This window comes from Bacteroides intestinalis (assembly GCF_003464595.1).
Classification (GTDB): domain Bacteria; phylum Bacteroidota; class Bacteroidia; order Bacteroidales; family Bacteroidaceae; genus Bacteroides; species Bacteroides intestinalis_A.
In genome coordinates, this window is sequence record NZ_QRZF01000002.1 from 449246 (window position 1) to 469791 (window position 20546).

General features: G+C 40.6%; 22 protein-coding genes. 15 read left to right on the plus strand and 7 right to left on the minus strand.

Features of this window, described 5'->3' with window-relative positions; genetic code table 11:
* The first annotated feature begins 237 nt into the window (after window positions 1-237).
* Window positions 238-1755 (plus strand): hypothetical protein, encoded by a 1518-nt coding sequence (locus tag DWW10_RS04390; RefSeq protein WP_022391524.1) that lies wholly within the window; start codon window positions 238-240, stop codon window positions 1753-1755.
* 53 nt (window positions 1756-1808) lie between these two features.
* Here the strand turns inward: DWW10_RS04390 and DWW10_RS04395 are convergent, their stop codons facing one another.
* Window positions 1809-2132, minus strand: a complete 324-nt coding sequence (locus DWW10_RS04395; protein ID WP_022391525.1) for a thioredoxin family protein — start codon at window positions 2130-2132, stop codon at window positions 1809-1811.
* Between the two features lie 128 nt (window positions 2133-2260).
* Here DWW10_RS04395 and DWW10_RS04400 point away from each other — a divergent pair, with 128 nt between their 5' ends.
* On the plus strand, window positions 2261-4531 hold the full coding sequence (locus DWW10_RS04400; RefSeq protein ID WP_022391526.1) for a monovalent cation:proton antiporter family protein: 2271 nt from the start codon (window positions 2261-2263) through the stop codon (window positions 4529-4531).
* A 53-nt stretch (window positions 4532-4584) separates the two neighbouring features.
* A complete protein-coding gene (locus DWW10_RS04405; protein WP_022391527.1) occupies window positions 4585-5010 on the plus strand; it encodes an HIT family protein in 426 nt (141 codons plus the stop codon).
* 87 nt (window positions 5011-5097) lie between these two features.
* Here the strand turns inward: DWW10_RS04405 and DWW10_RS04410 are convergent, their stop codons facing one another.
* The 5 genes from DWW10_RS04410 to DWW10_RS04430 all read right to left on the minus strand — a co-directional run bounded on the left by DWW10_RS04410 (window position 5098) and on the right by DWW10_RS04430 (window position 8443).
* Window positions 5098-6084 (minus strand): Gfo/Idh/MocA family protein, encoded by a 987-nt coding sequence (locus tag DWW10_RS04410; protein ID WP_022391528.1) that lies wholly within the window; start codon window positions 6082-6084, stop codon window positions 5098-5100.
* Window positions 6085-6104: 20 nt separating this feature from the next.
* Window positions 6105-6524 (minus strand): RNA-binding S4 domain-containing protein, encoded by a 420-nt coding sequence (locus DWW10_RS04415; protein WP_022391529.1) that lies wholly within the window; start codon window positions 6522-6524, stop codon window positions 6105-6107.
* A gap of 36 nt (window positions 6525-6560) precedes the next feature.
* Entirely contained in the window at window positions 6561-7124 is a 564-nt protein-coding gene (gene pth / locus DWW10_RS04420; RefSeq protein ID WP_022391530.1) for an aminoacyl-tRNA hydrolase, read from the minus strand.
* A 153-nt stretch (window positions 7125-7277) separates the two neighbouring features.
* On the minus strand, window positions 7278-7868 hold the full coding sequence (locus DWW10_RS04425) for a 50S ribosomal protein L25/general stress protein Ctc (RefSeq protein ID WP_007665683.1): 591 nt from the start codon (window positions 7866-7868) through the stop codon (window positions 7278-7280).
* 125 nt (window positions 7869-7993) lie between these two features.
* Complete coding sequence (locus DWW10_RS04430) at window positions 7994-8443, minus strand: PUR family DNA/RNA-binding protein (protein WP_022391531.1); 450 nt, start codon at window positions 8441-8443, stop codon at window positions 7994-7996.
* 171 nt (window positions 8444-8614) lie between these two features.
* Between DWW10_RS04430 and nusB the strand changes: the two genes are divergently transcribed.
* From nusB to DWW10_RS04460, 6 genes are all read left to right on the plus strand, one after another.
* On the plus strand, window positions 8615-9541 hold the full coding sequence (gene nusB / locus DWW10_RS04435) for a transcription antitermination factor NusB (RefSeq protein WP_118420924.1): 927 nt from the start codon (window positions 8615-8617) through the stop codon (window positions 9539-9541).
* Between the two features lie 39 nt (window positions 9542-9580).
* Window positions 9581-9910, plus strand: a complete 330-nt coding sequence (gene yajC / locus DWW10_RS04440; RefSeq protein WP_007213184.1) for a preprotein translocase subunit YajC — start codon at window positions 9581-9583, stop codon at window positions 9908-9910.
* Window positions 9911-9927: 17 nt separating this feature from the next.
* Window positions 9928-10944, plus strand: a complete 1017-nt coding sequence (locus DWW10_RS04445; RefSeq protein ID WP_022391533.1) for a CdaR family protein — start codon at window positions 9928-9930, stop codon at window positions 10942-10944.
* Window positions 10934-11548 carry a dephospho-CoA kinase gene (gene coaE, locus DWW10_RS04450; protein ID WP_022391534.1) on the plus strand — a complete coding sequence of 205 codons (615 nt, stop codon included), beginning with the start codon at window positions 10934-10936 and terminating at the stop codon, window positions 11546-11548. The genes DWW10_RS04445 and coaE overlap by 11 nt, the downstream gene beginning before the upstream one ends.
* A gap of 29 nt (window positions 11549-11577) precedes the next feature.
* Complete coding sequence (locus DWW10_RS04455; RefSeq protein WP_022391535.1) at window positions 11578-12009, plus strand: DUF5606 family protein; 432 nt, start codon at window positions 11578-11580, stop codon at window positions 12007-12009.
* A gap of 424 nt (window positions 12010-12433) precedes the next feature.
* Window positions 12434-12670, plus strand: a complete 237-nt coding sequence (locus tag DWW10_RS04460; RefSeq protein WP_118220915.1) for a hypothetical protein — start codon at window positions 12434-12436, stop codon at window positions 12668-12670.
* A 77-nt stretch (window positions 12671-12747) separates the two neighbouring features.
* Here DWW10_RS04460 and clpB read toward each other — a convergent pair whose 3' ends face one another.
* Window positions 12748-15336, minus strand: coding sequence for an ATP-dependent chaperone ClpB (clpB, locus tag DWW10_RS04465; RefSeq protein ID WP_022391536.1), 2589 nt, complete (start codon window positions 15334-15336; stop codon window positions 12748-12750).
* Between the two features lie 582 nt (window positions 15337-15918).
* On the opposite strand from clpB, the gene DWW10_RS04470 reads away from it, so the two are divergent.
* The 6 genes from DWW10_RS04470 (at window position 15919) to DWW10_RS04495 (ending at window position 20524) form a co-directional block, all read left to right on the plus strand.
* Complete coding sequence (locus DWW10_RS04470) at window positions 15919-16521, plus strand: DUF6621 family protein (protein WP_022391537.1); 603 nt, start codon at window positions 15919-15921, stop codon at window positions 16519-16521.
* A 44-nt stretch (window positions 16522-16565) separates the two neighbouring features.
* Window positions 16566-17462 (plus strand): LysR family transcriptional regulator, encoded by an 897-nt coding sequence (locus DWW10_RS04475; RefSeq protein WP_022391538.1) that lies wholly within the window; start codon window positions 16566-16568, stop codon window positions 17460-17462.
* Window positions 17463-17557: 95 nt separating this feature from the next.
* A complete protein-coding gene (locus DWW10_RS04480) occupies window positions 17558-18568 on the plus strand; it encodes a YeiH family protein (RefSeq protein WP_118420925.1) in 1011 nt (336 codons plus the stop codon).
* Window positions 18569-18720: 152 nt separating this feature from the next.
* Entirely contained in the window at window positions 18721-19236 is a 516-nt protein-coding gene (locus tag DWW10_RS04485; RefSeq protein WP_007665649.1) for an RNA polymerase sigma factor, read from the plus strand.
* Window positions 19217-19744 carry a hypothetical protein gene (locus DWW10_RS04490; protein WP_022391541.1) on the plus strand — a complete coding sequence of 176 codons (528 nt, stop codon included), beginning with the start codon at window positions 19217-19219 and terminating at the stop codon, window positions 19742-19744. The genes DWW10_RS04485 and DWW10_RS04490 overlap by 20 nt, the downstream gene beginning before the upstream one ends.
* 6 nt (window positions 19745-19750) lie before the next feature.
* Complete coding sequence (locus DWW10_RS04495) at window positions 19751-20524, plus strand: DUF4252 domain-containing protein (protein ID WP_022391542.1); 774 nt, start codon at window positions 19751-19753, stop codon at window positions 20522-20524.
* Window positions 20525-20546: the final 22 nt, after the last annotated feature.

Below are 20546 nucleotides of genomic sequence, written 5' to 3' on the forward strand. Positions count from 1 at the left end.
ATATATTCTTTCTATAGCGAGAAAAAGTCGTTTATGTAGTTCCCTGATATTAGTTGACTACTTTAAATCTTATCCCTAAACTTGATTGGCTAAGAAAATTACTTGCTCTGAATAAAGAAGAATTTCAATTAGATTAATTTTTTTGAGACTTGGCGAATTGTGATAATGAAAATATCCTTAACTTTGGCCGGATATTTTTATAAAACACGAAAATAGCACTTTTTTAAGATTCGCATTATGGTTGGAGATAACGACGAAAAACTAGTATGCCAAAGTTTTCATTTGACGGGGATTGATGGAAATCCGCTGGTGAGTGCATCAATTCATATTAGATACGTTGAAAGAAGACGTGAAGGGATTAATATAACCACTGATATTATTACTGATAAAAAAGGAGTAGCGGAAGTTGCTTTACCTGTAAATGGAACTGGGAGTTTTATAATCTCTCATGGGCATTACCATTGTAGGGGCCTGATAAATTTGGATGAAACGGATGTTTCTACAAAAATCAGTTTTAAAGGGTTTAAACTCGTTACTGTATCAATAACCTGTCCTGATATTCCGAAAAATGTAAAGGTCGATTTCCGGGTTTCACCTCAGGTTGTTGCTTCTGCAGGGCAACTTAGCCATTTGCTGACTTATACTTCACCGCTTGTCAAGAATAAAATCGGTATTTGGAAAACTAGGATTTATGTTCCCAAAGGAGCTTCTTACTGGTGTTTTGGTGGAGATTCTGTGTACGCAATAGCTGATACCTTTGAGGTGAGAGAGAATGTAGAGGTAAAGGTTATATTACCTTCGTTCACTCGGATAACTTTGGGAATGAAGAATGCCCCCAGAAGGATAAAGTATAATATACAGCTTAATCAAAATGGATTGAAAATAGGTTCCTATGCACCTGGCTCTAAGGTGTATTTGCCTGATGGTGAGTATACTTGTACGATAGATTCTATGTACAAAGAAACTTCTTTTCAGAAATTTGATGTAAAGGGAGAACCGAAAACGGTTTATTTTGATTACGCCGTTCACTCTGAATGTGCACCGGTCAGGGTGACAGGCAAGGCGCCGGATATGAAGATGTGGATTCCTCTTCTGGATTTTATTCCATTGAATGCGGGTGGTTCCTGGGATAACCGTTACAGGTTGAGGATGCGTGCTTCAGGTATGCTGCCGGTGGGCACTTACGAATATCGTTCAGTTGATTCTCATTATCAGGTCAGAGGTGTGTTTACTGTAGAGAAGGATAAAGAGAATCTGCTTGTTTGTGATGCGTCCAAACTTCAGCAAATCATATTTGAGAAAGAAAATAAGGAGGATGCCGGTGGGCAGGTAGAACTGATTGATGAAACGATGTCATTAGTCGCATATACCGCAGGTGTGTCCGGTTCTTTCTGGGCATCTCCCGGTACGTATATTCTTCGTGGATTGAAAATAAAGACAGTGAAAGTGGTTTTAGGAAAGGATGCTCCGGCAAAAGTAGTGCTTGAACCCTGTAATGTTATAGGGAAAACGGCTCTCTGTACTATTAAACCACCCTGTGGAATTGCTTTAAGGGATGCTGTTGTAGAAATAGATGGAGAACCTTTTGTTTATTTAGGACCGGAATCTTATGCATTACATACATTTCCGGGTGAGCATACTTGTAGTGTCAAGAGGCCCGGATTTAAAACTTTCAAAGGAAAGGTGCTGCTGCCGGAATCGGCAGGTGCTTATAAAATTGAAATCGCTTTAATGTCTGATAGCAGGCCGAAATAAGTATTACTAAAAGGAGGGATATGGGATTTTGAACATATCCCTCGCTATCATTTTTAGGGTTTAAGATCTTTCACTGTTTTCTCTAACCTTTCGAGAGGTATTTCTCCTGATTGTCTCCAAAGCTGTTCACCTTTCCTTATTAATATAAATGTAGGAACTGTTTCGATAGTATACAAATCAGCAAGCGCACTTTCCTGATCGATATCAATTTGAACCACTTCAAGGATTCCTTTCACTGATTTCTTAAATTCCTCTACAATGGGTTGCATTCGTTTGCAATGCGGACACCAGGTTGCATAAAATTCTGCCATAACCCAATCTGCATTTGCCAACTTCTCTTTATTTCTTTCTTCACGTACTTCTTTCTTTTCTTCCATAATAATATGTTTTGAATGATTGATTGTTAATTCAACAATATCGGAAGAAAAAAAGTTTGTGGCATAACAATTATTTATGCTATAAAAATTGCTACTTTTGTCAGCAGAAACACGAAAGGACAAATAATATGTCACATTTAGCTACTTTGATAAATGATTTAGCGTTGATACTGATTTGTGCAGGAGTCATGACGCTATTGTTCAAGAAACTGAAACAACCATTGGTCTTGGGGTATGTAGTGGCAGGTTTCCTGGCGAGTCCTCATATGCCATATACCCCTTCTGTGATGGATACGGCGAATATTCAGACTTGGGCAGATATTGGTGTAATCTTTCTTTTATTTGCATTGGGACTGGAGTTTAGCTTCAAGAAAATTGTGAAAGTGGGCGGCGCAGCTATCATTGCTGCCTGTACCATTATATTTTGTATGATCCTTTTGGGGATTACTGTAGGTACAGGCTTTGGTTGGCAACGTATGGATAGCATCTTCCTGGGTGGTATGATTGCGATGTCTTCTACAACTATTATTTATAAGGCATTTGATGATCTGGGAATGCGTAAGAAACAATTCACGGGGTTAGTGCTCAGTGTGCTGATACTGGAAGATATTCTTGCCATTGTGCTGATGGTAATGCTGTCTACCATGGCAGTGAGGCATAATTTCGAAGGATCGGAAATGCTGGAAAGTATTGGAAAACTTCTCTTTTTCCTGATACTTTGGTTTGTGGTAGGCATCTATCTGATACCGGAATTACTGAAACGTTGTCGCAAATTAATGAGTGAAGAAACATTGCTTATCGTTTCGCTGGGCCTCTGTTTTGGAATGGTGGTAATGGCTGCCCGTACAGGGTTTTCCGCAGCTTTCGGTGCCTTTATTATGGGTTCTATTTTGGCTGAAACGGTAGAGGCGGAGAGTATTGAACGACTGGTAAAGCCGGTGAAGGATCTTTTTGGAGCTGTATTCTTTGTGTCGGTAGGTATGATGGTTGATCCTGCCATGATTGTGGAGTATGCGCTTCCGATTATAGTGATCACCTTGGCAGTAATTTTTGGGCAATCCTTATTCGGTACATTGGGAGTTCTGCTGGCAGGGCAACCTTTGAAAACGGCTATGCAGTGTGGTTTCAGTCTGACTCAGATTGGTGAGTTTGCTTTTATTATAGCATCTTTGGGTGTATCCCTCCATGTGACGAGTGATTTTTTATATCCCATTGTAGTAGCGGTTTCGGTTATTACTACTTTCCTCACCCCTTATATGATTCGTTTTGCCGAACCGGCCTCTAATTTCGTTGATACGCATTTGCCAGCCAAATGGAAAAACTTTTTGTTGCATTATTCTTCCGGTTCTCAAACCATGAATCATGAGAGTTTATGGAAGAAACTTATTCTGGCTTTGACGCGAATCACGATTGTCTATTCCATAGTCAGCATTGCAGTAGTTGCTTTGGCTTTCCGCTTTCTTGTTCCGTTGTTTCTGGAACATATACCCGGCATTTGGGGAAGATTGCTTGCAGCGGTGGTGATCATCTTGTTTATTTCACCTTTCTTGCGGGCTATTATGATTAAAAAGAATCATTCTGCTGAGTTTGTTACTTTATGGAATGATAGCCGGGGGAATCGTGCACCACTGGTGGCAACTATTGTTATCCGTATACTGATAGCTGTTTCATTTGTAATGTTTGTGATAGCCGGTTTGTTTAAAGTTTCTGTTGGCCTGTTGCTGGGTGTAGCGGTTTTACTGGTTACGATGATGATATTATCCCGTCAACTGAAGAAGCAGTCTATCATGATAGAACGGAAGTTTTTTCAGAATCTTCGTTATCGCGATATGCGTGCTGAATATATGGGCGAGAAAAAGCCGGAGTATGCCGGGCGTCTGCTATCCCGTGATCTCCACTTGACGGATTTTGAAGTACCTGGTGAGTCGGCATGGGCAGGGAAAACACTTGCAGAACTCAATTTCGGAAAGAAATATGGCATACATGTAGTCTCTATTCTCCGTGGAAGGAAGAGAATTAATATACCGGGAGCTTCCGTGCGTCTTTTCCCGGAAGATAAAATACAGGTTATAGGTACGGATGAAGAGCTGAACCAGTTTAGTTCGGAGATGGAGAAAGCAGCAATCTTAGAAACGGATGTAGTTGAAAAGAGTGAGATGATTTTGCGTCAGTTCCGTGTAGATGCCCACTCTATATTTTTAGGTAAGACGATGCGTGAATCCGGTATTCGTGAGCAGTATCATTGTCTTATTGTAGGCGTGGAGAGGGGAGAGGAAACTTTGCACGCGCCCGACCCGCATGAACCATTTATGGAAGATGATGTGGTCTGGATAGTAGGAGAAAATGCAGATGTGTATAAATTAGTGGGACAAAAGAATGAGAATGTCGACATGGAATAAGGATAGAAAGTTTATCTTTGCTCCGTAAACATAAATAATAAATCAAGAATATCATGAAAAGTGATCCGAAAGAATGTTTGTATTGTCAGAATAATGAGACTCTGCACAATCTGATGATTGAGTTTGCTGAATTGAGTGTATCCCGCGTATTTTTGTTTAAAGAGCAAACCTACAGAGGACGTTGTCTTGTATCTTATAAAGACCACGTCAATGATTTGAATGAATTGAGTGATGAAGACCGTAATGCTTTTATGGAAGATGTTACTCGTGTAACCCGTGCTATGCAGAAAGCTTTTAATCCTGAAAAGATCAATTACGGTGCATATTCCGATAAATTATCACACTTGCATTTCCATCTTGCACCGAAGTATGTAGATGGCCCTGATTATGGTGGTACATTTCAGATGAATCCGGGAAAGGTATACTTGACGGATACTGAATATAATGAGTTGATTGAAGCAGTGAAGAAGGAGCTTTGATAGTGATTAGGGGTGAGTGATTAGTGATTAACACCATGCGGTTATAGCGTAGCTACTAATCACTAATCACTCACCCCTAATCACTAATTAAAGTTTATTAAGTATCTTGTCCATTACCCAGTTTGTTAGCGTTGCGTTTGCTCCGTCGCAGGTACAAATGGACTTGCCTAAAAGATGATCGACAACGGCTTGAATAAGTGGCTGTTGTACATGTTCGGGGTTTGCAACCGGAATTTCTTCTCTTCCTTTTTCCGTATGCAGGGCGATGGGATCGTAAGTAAATACGGAGAAACAAATCATTCCCTTATCTCCGATAACTTCAATGCGGTCTTCACGTGCAGAGTCGTGTGCTACAAAACACCAGGAGCCACTGCCTACTAATCCACTGTCGAACTGGAAACATGCACTTAAAGTATCTTCGGCCGGATAGAGTCCGCCACGATTACTTTTGTATCCATTAGCTTCTAGGATGCAGCCGAACATATCTTGTAATAAGTCAATCTGGTGGGGAGCTAAATCATAAAAATAGCCACCTCCGGCAATGTCCGGTTGTACTCGCCACGGAAGATTTTCTTTGTTATAATCCAGGTCCCGGGGAGGTTGGGCAAAGCGGATTTGTATATTGATAATATTACCTATCGTGTCATTCTCTACTAATTCCTTTACTTTCAAAAAATAGGGAAGATAACGGCGGTAATAAGCTACAAAGCAAGGAACTCCCGTTTCGTTTGAGATACGGTTGATACGGCAGCATTCCTCGTATGTTACCGCCATAGGTTTTTCTATATAAACAGGTTTACCAGCTTTCATTGCCATGATGGCATAGGTGGCGTGTGAAGAAGGTGGAGTGGCGATATAGATGGCATTCACATCCTCGTCATCAATCAGTTCCTGAGCATCATTATACCACTTTGGAATACCTCTTTCCTGAGCATAAGCTTTGGCTTTAGCTCCATCGCGACTCATTACGGCAATCACTTCTGAACCTTCTACCTTTTGAAAGGCGGGACCACTTTTATGTTTGGTTACTTCTCCGCAACCAATAAATCCCCATTTTATCTTCTTTTCGCTCATAATATATTAATGTGTCTCTTTTACTCTTCTTCAAAATCAAAGTCAAAATCAAAGTCATCCATAAATTCGGGAGTAGTGAACTCCTCCAGATTTCGTCGATCTTTTTTTGTAGGGCGTCCGGCGCCTTTAGCACGGTCTACGAATCCGCTGACGCGGCTCATTTCCAATAATTCATACTGGTCGGGAGTCGTTACATTCTCCATCATCTCTGCGACGAGTTTTGCCCCGACACGTTTCTCTATGGCTTGCAGTACTTTGAAAGAGTAGGTAACAGGTGGTTTACGTACTTGTATAACATCGCCTGGTTTCACTGTACGAGCGGCCTTTGCCAATGCTCCATTGATGCTGATTCGGCCTTTCTTACATGCCTCGGCAGCGATGGTGCGTGTTTTGAAAATGCGCACGGCCCACATCCATTTATCTATTCTTGCTTCACTCATAATTGTTTTTGGAGAAAGTTAGTTATTAACTGCCAACTACTTTTTATTAAATTGATTCATTGTAATATCAATTCCTGCCAGGCAGAAACTCTTGATGATCTCTCCTGCTGTTTTCAGGCGTTCATCCATCGTTTTCTGATCTTCTTCAGTAAAATGTCCCAGCACATAGTCCACTTGGCCGCCTCGTGGAAATTCGTTACCGATACCGAAACGAAGTCGGGCATAATCCTGTGTACCCAGAATAGCAGCAATATGTTTTAAACCGTTGTGTCCGGCATCACTGCCTTTTCCTTTTAGGCGCAAAGTTCCGAAAGGTAAGGCAAGGTCATCTACTATTATTAACACATTTTCCAATGGAATGTTTTCTTTCTGCATCCAGTAGCGCACGGCATTTCCGCTGAGGTTCATGAATGTAGAAGGTTTTAGTAATAACAGTTGGCGTCCTTTGACGGATAGGGTAGTGGTAAAGCCGTAACGTCCGTCGTTGAAAGTTGCACCTGCTTCTTTTGCCAATGCATCTACTACCATAAAGCCTATGTTATGGCGGGTTTCGTGATATTCGGGACCTATATTTCCTAATCCAACAATTAAATATTTCATGTTTCTGAATAATGTTTTTAGAAAACTATAAGCTATAAATAGTTATAATAGTAAACGAGGAACGCGGATTATCGCAGCGTTCGCGGATTAATGTAATCTGCGTCTTCTGCGTTAACCCGCGTTCCGGAATATGTCTTCTTACGAAAGAGCTGATTAGTTGCCTGCAGCAGCAGCAGCACCTCTTGCAGCACGAGTCAGCTTAACAGCGCATACAACAGCTTCTTTAGCGTTCATCAATTCCAGACCTTCGAAGCTTAACTCACCAACTTTAACAGTCTTACCCAGACCCAAGTGAGCAACATTTATAGTCAGTTTCTCAGGAATAACGTTATATAAAGCTTTTACTTTCAGTTTACGCATCTGCAATACCAGCTTACCACCGGCCTTAACACCTTCTGCCAAACCTTCCATCTGTACCGGAACTTCCATAACGATGGGTTTAGATTCGTCAATCTGATAGAAGTCAACGTGCAGGATAGTATCTTTTACCGGGTGGAATTGAATATCCTTCATGATAGCGTTTATTTTCTTGCCATCGATTACGAGGTCAACTACGTAGATGTGCGGAGTATAAACTAAGTTGCGCAGACCATCAGCGGGTACAGTGAAGTGAATGTTTTCACCTGCTCCGTAGAGTACGCAGGGTACACCGTTGTCTTTACGAATAGCTTTCAAAGCTCTTGCTTGTTCCGAAGAACGTTCTGCAATAGTTCTTGCAGTACCTTTTACTTCAATTGATTTCATTTCTTTAATTTTTTGTGTTACTCTAAATTAAGTTGTTTTGTTGCTTAATTCACCATCGCACGATGTGGGGTTACCACACAATGTTGCAAAAAAGCGGTGCAAAAGTACAGCTTCTTTTTGAATTATCAAAGAGTTGGCTCTTCAAAATCTATATCAATCTTGATTTCTCCGTCCAATTCCATACCTTTTTCATTCATTTCAGCTATAGCCTCCAATGCTGCTTCTATATTTGCATCTGCATCTATAACATTCTCCGCATCTGCTTTTGCATTCATATCGCCTATAACTTCCAGCATTTCTTTCTGATTAATGAAATTAATAGCTTCATTCAGACCGTTCATGAACTTTTCAAAATCTTCCCTATATAAGAAAATCTTGTGTTTCTCAAAACTTACCTGAGCATCTTCGCCTTCACCAGTCACCACTTTCTTGCTTTCAGTGATTGCGAGAAACATTTCATCTTTTCTGTTCTTTTTTACATCCAGATAGTAGATTCGTTTACCTGCTTTAATGGATTTGGAGAATACAATCTCCTTATCGTTCATGTCCGCTCCTTTTTTCTTTAAGTCTTCCATATTTTAGGTTTCTTGTTGTAATTGGCTTCAAAAATGACGATTTTTTTTAAACTGTCAAAAGAAAAAGCCCGGATAATGAATATCTGCATTAAAAATGTGATTTATTTGCGTAAACTCATTAAAAATGTCTACTTTTGCAACTCGTTAACAACAGTATTGATTAATAGATTTATGATTAACAGAGTTCTTATTCGTCTTAAGATTATACAGATTGTATATGCTTATTATCAGAATGGCAGTAAAAATTTAGACTCAGCGGAGAAAGAATTATTCTTTAGTCTTTCGAAAGCGTATGACCTTTATAATTATTTGCTGATGCTGATGGTGGCTCTGACGACTTACGCACAAAAACGCATTGATGCGGCAAAAGCCAAGTTAGCTCCAACCGCAGAGGAGTTGTATCCCAACATGAAATTCGTAGAAAACAAGTTCGTTTCTCAACTGGAAGTGAATAAGCAGTTGCTTGACTTTGCTGCCAACCAAAAACGGTCGTGGACAAATGACGAAGACTTTATCAAGGGGTTGTATGAGAAGATTATAGCTTCTGATATATATAAGGAATATATGGCTTCGCCTGATAAGTCTTATGAAATAGACCGTGAATTATGGAGAAAACTCTATAAAGCATTTATATTTAATAACGAAGCATTGGATACTTTGTTGGAAGACCAGAGTCTTTATTGGAATGATGACAAAGAAATCGTAGATACTTTTGTTCTGAAGACAATCAAACGCTTTGAGGAAAAGAATGGTGCCAATCAGACTTTGCTGCCTGAGTTCAAAGATGAGGAGGACCAGGAGTTTGCTCGTCGTTTGTTCCGTCGTGCCATCTTGAATTGTGATTACTATCGTCATCTGATCAGTGAAAATACTCGTAATTGGGATTTGGATCGTGTAGCCTTTATGGATGTGATAATAATGCAATGTGCATTAGCAGAAATTCTAAGTTTTCCGAACATTCCTGTGAGTGTTTCGTTAAATGAATATGTAGAGATTGCTAAAGTCTATAGTACGATAAAGAGCGGAAGTTTCGTAAATGGTACATTAGATGGAATAGTTAATCAATTAAAAAAAGAAGGTAAGTTGGCTAAAAACTGATACCTTTGTTGAGTATTAAAAACTAAAAACGAATAATTTATGAATTTAATGACCGTATTCTTGCAAGCTCCTGCCGCAGCCCCTGGTGGTGGTAGCATGATGTGGATTCTGCTGATTGCCATGTTTGCCATCATGTATTTTTTCATGATTCGTCCACAAAACAAAAAGCAAAAAGAAATTGCAAACTTCCGCAAATCGCTTCAGGTAAACCAAAAGGTGATTACTGCCGGTGGTATTCATGGTGTTATCAAAGAGATTAATGATAATGATATAGTACTTGAAATCGCTTCTAATGTTAAGATTAGAATTGATAAGAATTCTATATTTGCAGCAGCTGCAGATGCTAACAGCAATCAGGCTGCTAAATAAATTTGAATAGTGAGCCTATGATTGATCGTAGGAACATAAAACGCATATATTTAAAAACAGCGAGAAAAATTAAGGACTTTCTGCTCAGTGATAAGAGCAGGGAGTTCTTAATTTTTTTATTTTTCTTCTTCATTGCCAGTGGTTTCTGGCTGCTTCAGACATTAAATAATGATTATGAAACGGAATTCTCCATTCCGGTACGTTTGAAAGGAGTTCCTAATAATATTGTTATAACTTCTGAACCTCCTTCCGAACTGCATATCCGGGTGAAAGATAAAGGTACGGTGTTACTCAACTATATGCTTGGAAAGAGCTTTTTCCCTATTACTTTGGATTTTTCTGACTATAAAGGGAAGGATAACCATGTACGTATTTATTCTTCGCAGTTTGAGAAAAGATTGCTCAACCAGTTGAACGTATCTACAAAATTGCTTTCCGTGAAACCCGATACGTTAGAGTATATCTATTCTACCGGAGATTCCAAATTAGTTCCGGTGAAGTTGCAGGGAACAGTGAGTGCCGGACGTCAGTATTATATTTCCGATACAATTTGTACGCCTGATTCTGTATTAGCCTACGCACCTGCCGGTGTACTGGATACGATAACCATTGCCTATACGCAGAAGGTGAAATTTGAAGATGTCTCTGATACATTAAAAAGGCAAATTCCTTTGCTTGCCCAGAAGGGAGTTAAATTTGTGCCGGCTTCTGTGGAGATGATTTTTCCTGTGGACATTTATACGGAGAAAACTGTGGAAGTTCCTTTGCGGGGTGTTAATTTTCCGGCAGGTAAGGTGTTACGTGCATTTCCATCAAAAGTGAATGTAACTTTCCAGGTTGGTTTGAGTCATTTTCGCCAAATAACAGCGAGTGATTTTCATATCAATGTTTCTTACGAAGAGCTTCTGAAATTAGGTTCGGATAAGTACACGGTGAAATTAAGATCAGTACCGAAAGGCGTAAACCAGATACGTGTCAGTCCGGAGCAGGTAGATTTCCTTATCGAGCAAGTATCTCCTGATTATGGCAATTAAGATAGGTATAACTGGTGGAATCGGTAGTGGAAAAAGTGTAGTTTCCCGACTGCTGGAAGTGATGGGTATCCCTGTTTATATCTCGGATATTGAATCTAAGCGCCTGACTGTTTCGGACTCTTTGATTCGCCGGGAACTGATAGCTTTACTGGGAGAAGATATTTATACCGATGGAGAGTTGAATAAAACCTTGCTTGCTTCCTATATATTTGGTAACCCCGAACATATCCGTACTGTAAACGGTATTATTCATCCACGGGTGCGGGATGATTTTCATCAATGGGTAAAGCGATACGATGCATATCCGATAGTAGGGATGGAGTCTGCAATTCTGATTGAAGCCGGATTTGCAGGTGAAGTAGATGCTGTAATTATGGTATATGCACCCGAGGAAATCCGTATAGCCCGTGCCATGCAGCGTGATACTGCTCCGCGGGAATTGGTGGAACGTCGTGTTCGTAGCCAGATGAGTGATGAAGATAAGCGTATCCAGGCTGATTTTGTAATTGTAAACGACGGTGAAACTCCGTTAATTCCGCAGGTTTTAGAACTAATAACTTCTCTATCTAAAAATATTGCTTACCTTTGCCCACCGAAAAAATAAAATATTACTAATAAAAAATAGAACATACTATGTTGAAGACTATTTTGTCTATCTCCGGTAAACCGGGATTGTATAAACTCATTTCACAAGGTAGAAATATGTTGATTGTAGAATCACTTACAGACAAGAAACGTTTCCCTGCTTATGGTAACGAGAAAATAATATCTTTGGGCGATATTGCCATGTATACGGATACGGACGATGTGCCTTTGAAAGATGTATTACTTGCCATGAAAGAGAAAGAAAACGGTGCAGCTGTAGTGATGGATCTGAAAAAAGCCACTGCTGATGACCTTCGCGCTTATTTGGGAGAGGTTCTGCCTACTTTCGATCGCGACCGTGTATATGTGACGGATATCAAAAAACTTATTTCCTGGTACAACCTGTTAGTTGCTTGCGGAATGACTGATTTCGAAGAGGCTGCAGAAGTTGAAGCTGCGGAAGAAAAAACAGAAGAATAAATTTAAAAATAAGCTATTCTTTTCATAGAAAAGCGGATTATGCGGGACATCCCGGATAATTCGCTTTTTTTTATGCTGTAGTTTTAATTTTGACTACTTTTTTTATACCTTTGTTGCCATCCTGAAATGCAGGGTAGGTAGTGGCCTCCCTTTACAATAATTGAAGGATAATTATAGATAAAAGCGTTTAATATTATCTTGTACTTGAAATCTGGACAATTTCACGCTATTCAAGGATAATAGACAACAAACGTTCATGCTCTGTTGTATATGCACATGTATATATAGTTCGGAGCGTGGGTTGTTGTATATTATTTGAATAGTGGCAGTCCAGAGCCCCAGGTACAATAATAACAACAGTTCCCACGCTTTTTTATTATGAATTTACTGCCTTGAGGGGGAACTTGAGGTTGGCAATGATAAGATGGAAGAGCATAAGAGCGTAACAGTACAGGTAGATAAAACTGCTGGTAAGATATATGTAGGTGGAGTGTTGCCTAACGCTACGCTTTGTTTATACCATATCCGGGGAAAGGTGATCGATGTAAAGCAGGCGAAAGAAGAAAATATTTCTTTCGATTTGCCATGCGCAGGAGATTATGTGTTGGTTGTGACGCATCCCTTATCTACACCAGTTGTTAAGCAGCTCGCTATAAAATAAGAAAAGGCTGTCTTGTTAGTTCTGAAGTACATTTCATCCAGAAACAAGACAGCCTTTTTTATCTCCGTTTTTTAGGTTTAATTTCTAAATACCAACTCTTCACCACTGGCATCTACTGTAATCGGCTTGCTACGATCTACTTCTTGAGATAATAGTTTCTTCGACAAGTCATTCAGCAAGTAATGTTGGATAGCCCGTTTTACGGGACGAGCACCAAACTCCGGATCATATCCTACCTTCGTCAGGAATTCTATGGCTCCTTCCGTCAATATCAATTCCACGCCATTTTGGGCAAGCATCTTTTGTACACCTTTTATCTGGAGTACCACAATCTGCTTGATTTCGCTTTCAGTCAGCGGCAGGAACATGATTGTTTCATCGATACGGTTCAGGAATTCCGGGCGAATAGTTTTCTTCAACATATTCATCACTTCCTTCTTTGTTTCCTCAATTACCTGTTCCTTGTTGGCACCATTCAGCTTTTCCATCTGACTTTGGATATAAGCACTACCCATGTTAGATGTCATGATAATGATGGTATTCTTGAAATTTACCATACGTCCTTTGTTATCCGTCAGGCGTCCGTCGTCCAATACTTGAAGTAAGATATTGAATACATCCGGATGTGCTTTCTCTATTTCGTCGAACAGTACGACTGAATAGGGCTTACGGCGGATAGCTTCGGTCAACTGGCCACCTTCATCGTAACCTACATATCCCGGAGGCGCTCCGACCAGACGAGAAACACTATGCTTTTCCTGATATTCACTCATATCGATACGCGTCATCATGGACTCATCATCGAAGAGGAACTCGGCAAGAGCCTTGGCAAGTTCCGTCTTACCAACACCGGTAGTACCGAGGAAGATAAATGAACCAATCGGGCGTTTCGGATCTTGCAGACCGGCACGGCTACGGCGTACAGCATCAGCGACAGCTTCGATAGCTTCGTCCTGCCCAATCACACGTTGGTGGAGTTCATCTTCCAGATGCAACAATTTGTCTTTTTCACTTTGCAACATCTTGCTGACCGGAATACCTGTCCAACGGGATACAACATCTGCAATATCCTCAGCGTCTACTTCTTCCTTAATCATGGCTTTATCGCCTTGCATCATGTGAAGTTCTTTTTGAGTATCTTCGATTTCCTTGTTCAAAGCTTGTAGCTTACCGTAACGGATTTCGGCTACTTTGCCGTAGTCACCTTCACGTTCCGCCTTATCAGCTTCAAATTTCAGGTTTTCGATTTCAACCTTATTCTGTTGTATCCTGTTGACCAATGTCTTTTCACTTTGCCATTTCGCTTTGTGCGATTTTTCCTGTTCTTTCAGTTCGGCAAGTTCCTTGCCGATTTGTTCCAGTTTCGGTTTATCGTTTTCACGTTTAATGGCTTCGCGCTCAATCTCCAGCTGTTTGATCTTGCGGGAAATTTCATCCAACTCTTCCGGTACGGAATCTACTTCCATACGCAACTTAGCAGCGGCTTCGTCCATCAGGTCGATAGCCTTATCCGGTAAGAAACGATCTGTGATATAGCGGTTACTCAACTCCACGGCGGCAATGATGGCATCGTCTTTAATCCGTACATGGTGGTGATTTTCATAACGCTCCTTCAGACCACGCAGGATGGAGATGGTACTCAGCGTATCCGGCTCATTAACATACACTATCTGAAAGCGGCGTTCCAATGCTTTGTCCTTTTCAAAGTACTTCTGATACTCATCGAGGGTAGTTGCACCGATACTTCTCAGTTCGCCACGAGCCAGTGCAGGTTTCAGGATGTTGGCGGCATCCATAGCACCTTCACCTTTTCCGGCACCAACCAAAGTGTGGATTTCATCAATAAAGAGAATTATGTCTCCTTCTGATTTCTTCACCTCATTAATAACAGCTTTTAAACGTTCCTCGAACTCACCTTTATATTTAGCACCGGCAACCAATGCTCCCATATCCAGTGAATAAACTTGTTTATTCTTCAGGTTTTCAGGTACATCGCCGCGCAGAATACGGTGGGCAAGTCCTTCTACAATGGCAGTCTTACCGGTACCCGGTTCACCTATTAATATAGGGTTGTTTTTGGTACGACGGCTCAGAATCTGCAATACACGCCGGATTTCTTCATCACGACCGATAACAGGGTCGAGCTTACCGCTTCGGGCGGCTTCGTTCAGGTTGATAGCATACTTTTCAAGTGACTGATAGGTGTCTTCGCTGGATTGTGAAGTCACTTTTTCTCCTTTACGCAACTCGGTGATGGCATTACGAAGTTCACGTTCCGTCATTCCTGCATCTTTCAGGATGGTGGAAACGGTACTTTTTACAGTGAGCAATGCCAGCAGCAGATGCTCCAGTGAAACAAACTCGTCACCCATTTCTTTGGAATATTGGGTCGCTTTCTGGAATACCTCATTTGTTTCGCGACTCAAGTAAGGTTCTCCGCCCGAAACTTTGGGTAAAGAGTCAGTTTGTTTGTCAAGTACAAGTGCAATCTGTTGACCATTCATGCCCAGCTTCTGGAAGATGAAGTTAGTGACGTTTTCGCCTACCTTCATTACTCCCTGCATTACATGAACCGGTTCGATGGCTTGCTGTCCACGGCTTTTGGCCAGGTTCAGTGCTTCTTGCACAGCCTCTTGCGATTTAATGGTAAAATTGTTAAAGTTCATATCTTATATCTCCTTTCTATTTTTCATTTTCAATAACACCTAAACGGGCGCAAAAGATTTGCCAATAGCCTATTTATGACAAAATTACAGTTAATAGGTGAATAATAGTGACAAAATGTCTACGTGTGTTGTCTATATAACTTTTGCCGAAACTAAGATGATATAGTGGCAAGGTTACTTCAAAATTGTACAGAAAGGAAATAATTTATTATTTTAAACAACTTATTTGTCTTAATTTCTTGATACTGAAAGGGTGTTTGCTAAACAACTGATTATCAGATGTATTATAATGATGATATCTCAGTATACGACTGAGGTAGTCTCAGTATCATACTGAAGTACCCTAAGTATCATACTGAGATACCCTAAGTATGCGACTGATCTCACAAATATATTGTTGTGTAAATATTTATCATCCGTATGTGGTGCCAATGTACAAGATCATCGTCTTGCCCATGCTGGGAAAGAAAGGAAGTTAACTTGCCGACTTCTCCTCGTATCGTTTAATTTTTGAATAAATTTTATGCAGGGCTAAAAGGATTATCGTATCTTTATCCCTCAAAAAATAGAATAGAATATATTATGGCAGAAGATGTAAAGTTCGCAGAGAATGTGATACTGGTGGATGTAGCATATTTCAATGATGTGGTTAAGGACTTAAAGAGATACTTTGAATTACAGTTGGGACGCCCCTTGCAGAATATCTATGTGGAAGAATGGGCTTCTTATCTGGCACTCGATTCTGGTGTTCGTGATAAAGAAAACAATATCGGAGTACTTTTTGTACATGATGGGCAGACTGATAAATTGCTTCATTGTGATCCTGCAGATTTGAATAAAGATCTAAATGGGGTAGGGTTTACAAATCAGTTAGGTGAGTTTTCATTCACTTCTGTATCTTCTGAGGGACTTGTTTCCCGGGCGAACCTCTATCTTGATCTGCTGAATATTGCACTTGATTCTGCTGATGTGAAGCGTCTTATGCTGGTTCCGTTTATAGATGATTACGGTGCTAAACTTATGGAGGTTCTTGAGGAGCATCTAAGGGAAGCTGATCCGGAAAAATCAAAAGAAGTTTTCCTTTTCAATATGGATGAACCTACTCGTCCTCTTGGTTGTAAATGGGATTTATTGGGTTATTCCATGATGCGTGCGTTAGGCATTAAAGCCGAAGAATTGGAATAGTCCTGTTATTAATCACCTATTATTAATCCTTAATCACTAACTCCGTGTCTGATTTTCGATTAAAAGTATTTCAATCTGTGGCGAAGAATCTGAGTTTCACGAAGGCTTCGCAAGAGTTGTTTGTCAGTCAGCCTGCCATTACAAAGCATATACAAGAGTTGGAGAGTACCTATCAGGCGCGTCTGTTTGATAGGCAAGGTAGTAAAATCAGCTTGACGGAAGCTGGTAAGTTGCTGCTGGAGCATTGTGGGCGTATCCTGGAAGATTATAAGCGACTGGAATATGAAATGCATCTGCTGCATAACGAATATACGGGAGAACTGCGTTTGGGGGCCAGTACTACAATTGCTCAATACGTCTTGCCGCCATTACTTGCCAGTTTCATTAAGAAATTCCCCCAAGTAAACCTTTCGCTGATGAATGGTAATTCACGCGAGATAGAAGCTGCTTTACAGGAGCACCGCATTGATCTGGGACTGGTGGAAGGCGTTTTTCGCTTACCCAATTTGAAATACACAACTTTTCTTGAAGATGAACTGGTGGCTGTGATACGCACGGGAAGTAAACTGCAGGTCGGCGAAGAAATTACTCCCGAAGAACTGCTTCATATTCCTTTGGTGCTTCGTGAAAGGGGATCGGGTACATTGGATGTTTTTGAGAGGGCATTATTGCAACATAATATAAAGTTATCGTCTCTTCAGGTTTTAATGTATCTGGGCAGTACGGAAAGTATTAAACTTTTTTTGGAACATACTGATTGTATGGGGATTGTTTCCATTCGCTCCATTACCCGTGAACTCTATGCCGGACAGTTGCGTGTTGTCGAAATAAGAGATATGGCTATGCTTCGTGAATTTAGTTTTGCACAACCCCAGGGACAGGAGAGTGGGCTCTCCCAAGTCTTTATGCAGTTTGCTACACACCATAACAACAAGTTATAGCACATAAATAGATACAATTGGTGTATATAGGTAAAGAAGCCTACCTTTGCACCCGAAAACAGAAATAATATAAATATTGATATACAAGAAAAATTATGGCTTCAATTCAAACTGCGAGTGTAAGTACTCTGGCGTATCTTCAACGGAAGAACAAAATTACTTATGTGTCTTTAGTAGTGCTTTTATCAGCTTTCTTATTATTGGATTATATTCCCGGTTATTCTACTTGGGTGACACCTCCTGTCGCCTTGTTTCTGGGATTAATTTTTGCTTTGTCGAGTGGGCAGGCACATCCAAAGTTCAATAAGAAAGTATCTAAATATCTTTTGCAATATTCAGTGGTAGGACTGGGTTTCGGAATGAATCTCCAGGCATCTCTGGCTTCCGGCAAAGAAGGAATGGAGTTCACTATTATTTCAGTAGTGGGTACCATGCTGATCGGTTGGTTTATCGGTCGTAAATTTTTAAAAGTAGATCGTGATACTTCCTATCTTATCAGTTCCGGTACGGCTATTTGTGGCGGTAGTGCCATTGCCGCAGTAGGCCCTGTGCTGAGAGCGAAAGATACAGAGATGTCCGTAGCATTAGGAACTATCTTTATTCTGAATGCTATTGCACTGTTTATCTTTCCGGTTATTGGCCATGCCCTGGATATGAGCCAGCAGGAATTTGGAACATGGGCAGCAATTGCTATACATGATACGAGTTCTGTAGTGGGTGCCGGTGCTGCTTATGGCGAAGAAGCGCTGCAAATAGCTACTACTATTAAATTGACACGTGCTTTGTGGATTATTCCTCTGGCATTGATTACTTCTTTCGTCTTTAAGAGTAAGGGACAGAAAATCAGTATTCCCTGGTTTATTTTCTTCTTCATTCTGGCTATGGTATTCAATACGTATGTGCTGAGTTCCTCGGAAGCCGGAATTATGATAGGAGAGGGGATCAACAGTTTGGCCAGAAAGACATTGACCATTACTCTGTTCTTTATCGGAGCTTCCCTTTCACGTGATGTATTAAAGGCAGTGGGCATCAAACCGCTTATTCAGGGTGTGTTGCTGTGGATTACAATCAGCGTAAGTACTCTGGCATATATTTATTGGTTCTAAAGAAACCACTTGTTAATAAGGTGTGCGGCAAAAGTTTTTTTCTTTTGCCGCATTTTTTTTATAAAATTCATTTCCTTTGTAACAAAGTTCCGTTCCTTTACGTCTAACAAATAGATACAAAAAATAACAGGATTGAGATACAGAAAAAGCCCATGGATGCTGAAAGTTTTAAAAATGAGTTTCTGCCTTACCACCGCAAGCTGTACTGTGTAGCCTATCGGCTACTGGAGAATGCGGCCGATGCGGAGGATCTGGTTCAGGAAGCCTATCTGAAGCTATGGGACAAGCGAGAAGGATTGACGGTTATCAGCAATCCGGAAGCGTTCAGTGTCACTTTGGTAAAGAATATGTGCTTTGATTTGCTTCGTTCAGGAAAATATGTCTTATCCAGGCAAACGGTAGAATTGACTGCTGCGCAGGATGTTTCTCAAAGTGATAACCTGGAAGTGCGCGATGAAGTACGGCAAGTAAAAGATATCATTGCCCACTTGCCCGAACAGCAGCAACGGATTGTGAACCTGCGTGACGTCAAAGGATGCTCTTACGAAGAGATAGAACAAGTGACCGGGTTGAATTCTACAAATGTCCGTGTACTGCTGTCCCGGGCAAGGAAAAGAATACGTGAGGAATTTAATAAATGGAATAACTATGAAAGTCGAGGAAATTGAAAGGCTGCTCGCCGAGTTTTACGAGGGGAACACTACCGAGAGCCAGGAAGAGGCGTTGAGAGATTATTTCAGAACAACGGAAGTACCTGAACATCTGCAGAAGGATAAAGAAATTTTTCTTAGCCTTTACCAGGATGCAAATAGAGATGTGGAAGTTCCTGAGGGGCTGGGGGATAAACTAAGCCTGCTGATTGATGAAAAGGCTGAGGAGGAGCAACGGTTCTTCAGTCCTAACAAGTCCAAACGCAACTGGCGCTGGATTGGAAGTGTTGCAGCTACCATATTGGTGATTATAGGTATAGGGTATGGGGTCGAAAATCTCGGAAGAGGGGTGTGTCCGCCTACACCGCAAGATACATTCTCTGATCCGGAAGAAGCTTATCAGGTGCTGCAAGCTACTTTGATGGAAGTTTCTACCAATTTGAACCAAGGCATTGCTCAGGTGAAGGAGACGCAGGTTGATATGAAGAAAGTAAATCAGGAAATAAAAAAAGAAATACAAAGATAAATGATTATGAAACTCAACAAGATTTTATTGGCAGGTGTGTTGCTGATGTTACCCCTGCTCTGCCAGGCGCAGAAAAATATATTCAACACCTACAATGATATGAAGGGCGTCTCCTCCGTTTATATCTCAAAGGCGATGATTGAAATGAATCCTAACCTGTTTACGAAAGATATCTATATAGGAAAGGTATCCGGTAAATTGGATTGTGTGCAGATTCTTTCTACGATGGATAGCAATATCAAGAAAGACATGCGTAAGGATTTGCGTGCATTGGTGCAGTCCTCTAAATATGAGTTGCTGATGAAGCAGAAAGGCACCGTATCCAGTTCCGAATTTTATATCAATAGGAAAGGGGATAAAGTAAAAGAGCTGATTATGATTATTGATGGTGCTGCCAACTTGAAGTTTGTTTATCTGGAAGGCGAAATGACTTTAAAGGATATTCAGAATATCATGATGTATCAGAATACAAGTATGAATGAGGGAGGGAATGTATATCGTATCGTAGATGGTACTCTTGATTTGGCCGATTTGGGCGTTTTGGATGGTCTGCAAGGATTAGAAAGCTTGCAAGGATTAGAGGGTTTACAAGGCTTGGAAGGTTTAAAGAGTCTGGAAAGCTTAAAAAGTCTGGAAAGCCTGAAAGGATTGAAAAGTTTGAAAGACTTAGGTAAGTTGAAAGATAGCGAATATTTAAAGAAACAGATGGATGCTGATACTTGGAAACGATTTGAGGAAAGCATGGAGATGCTTGAAAAGCGTTTGGAAGACCTGGAATGAGGCCATCTGCTGATAGGTGTAA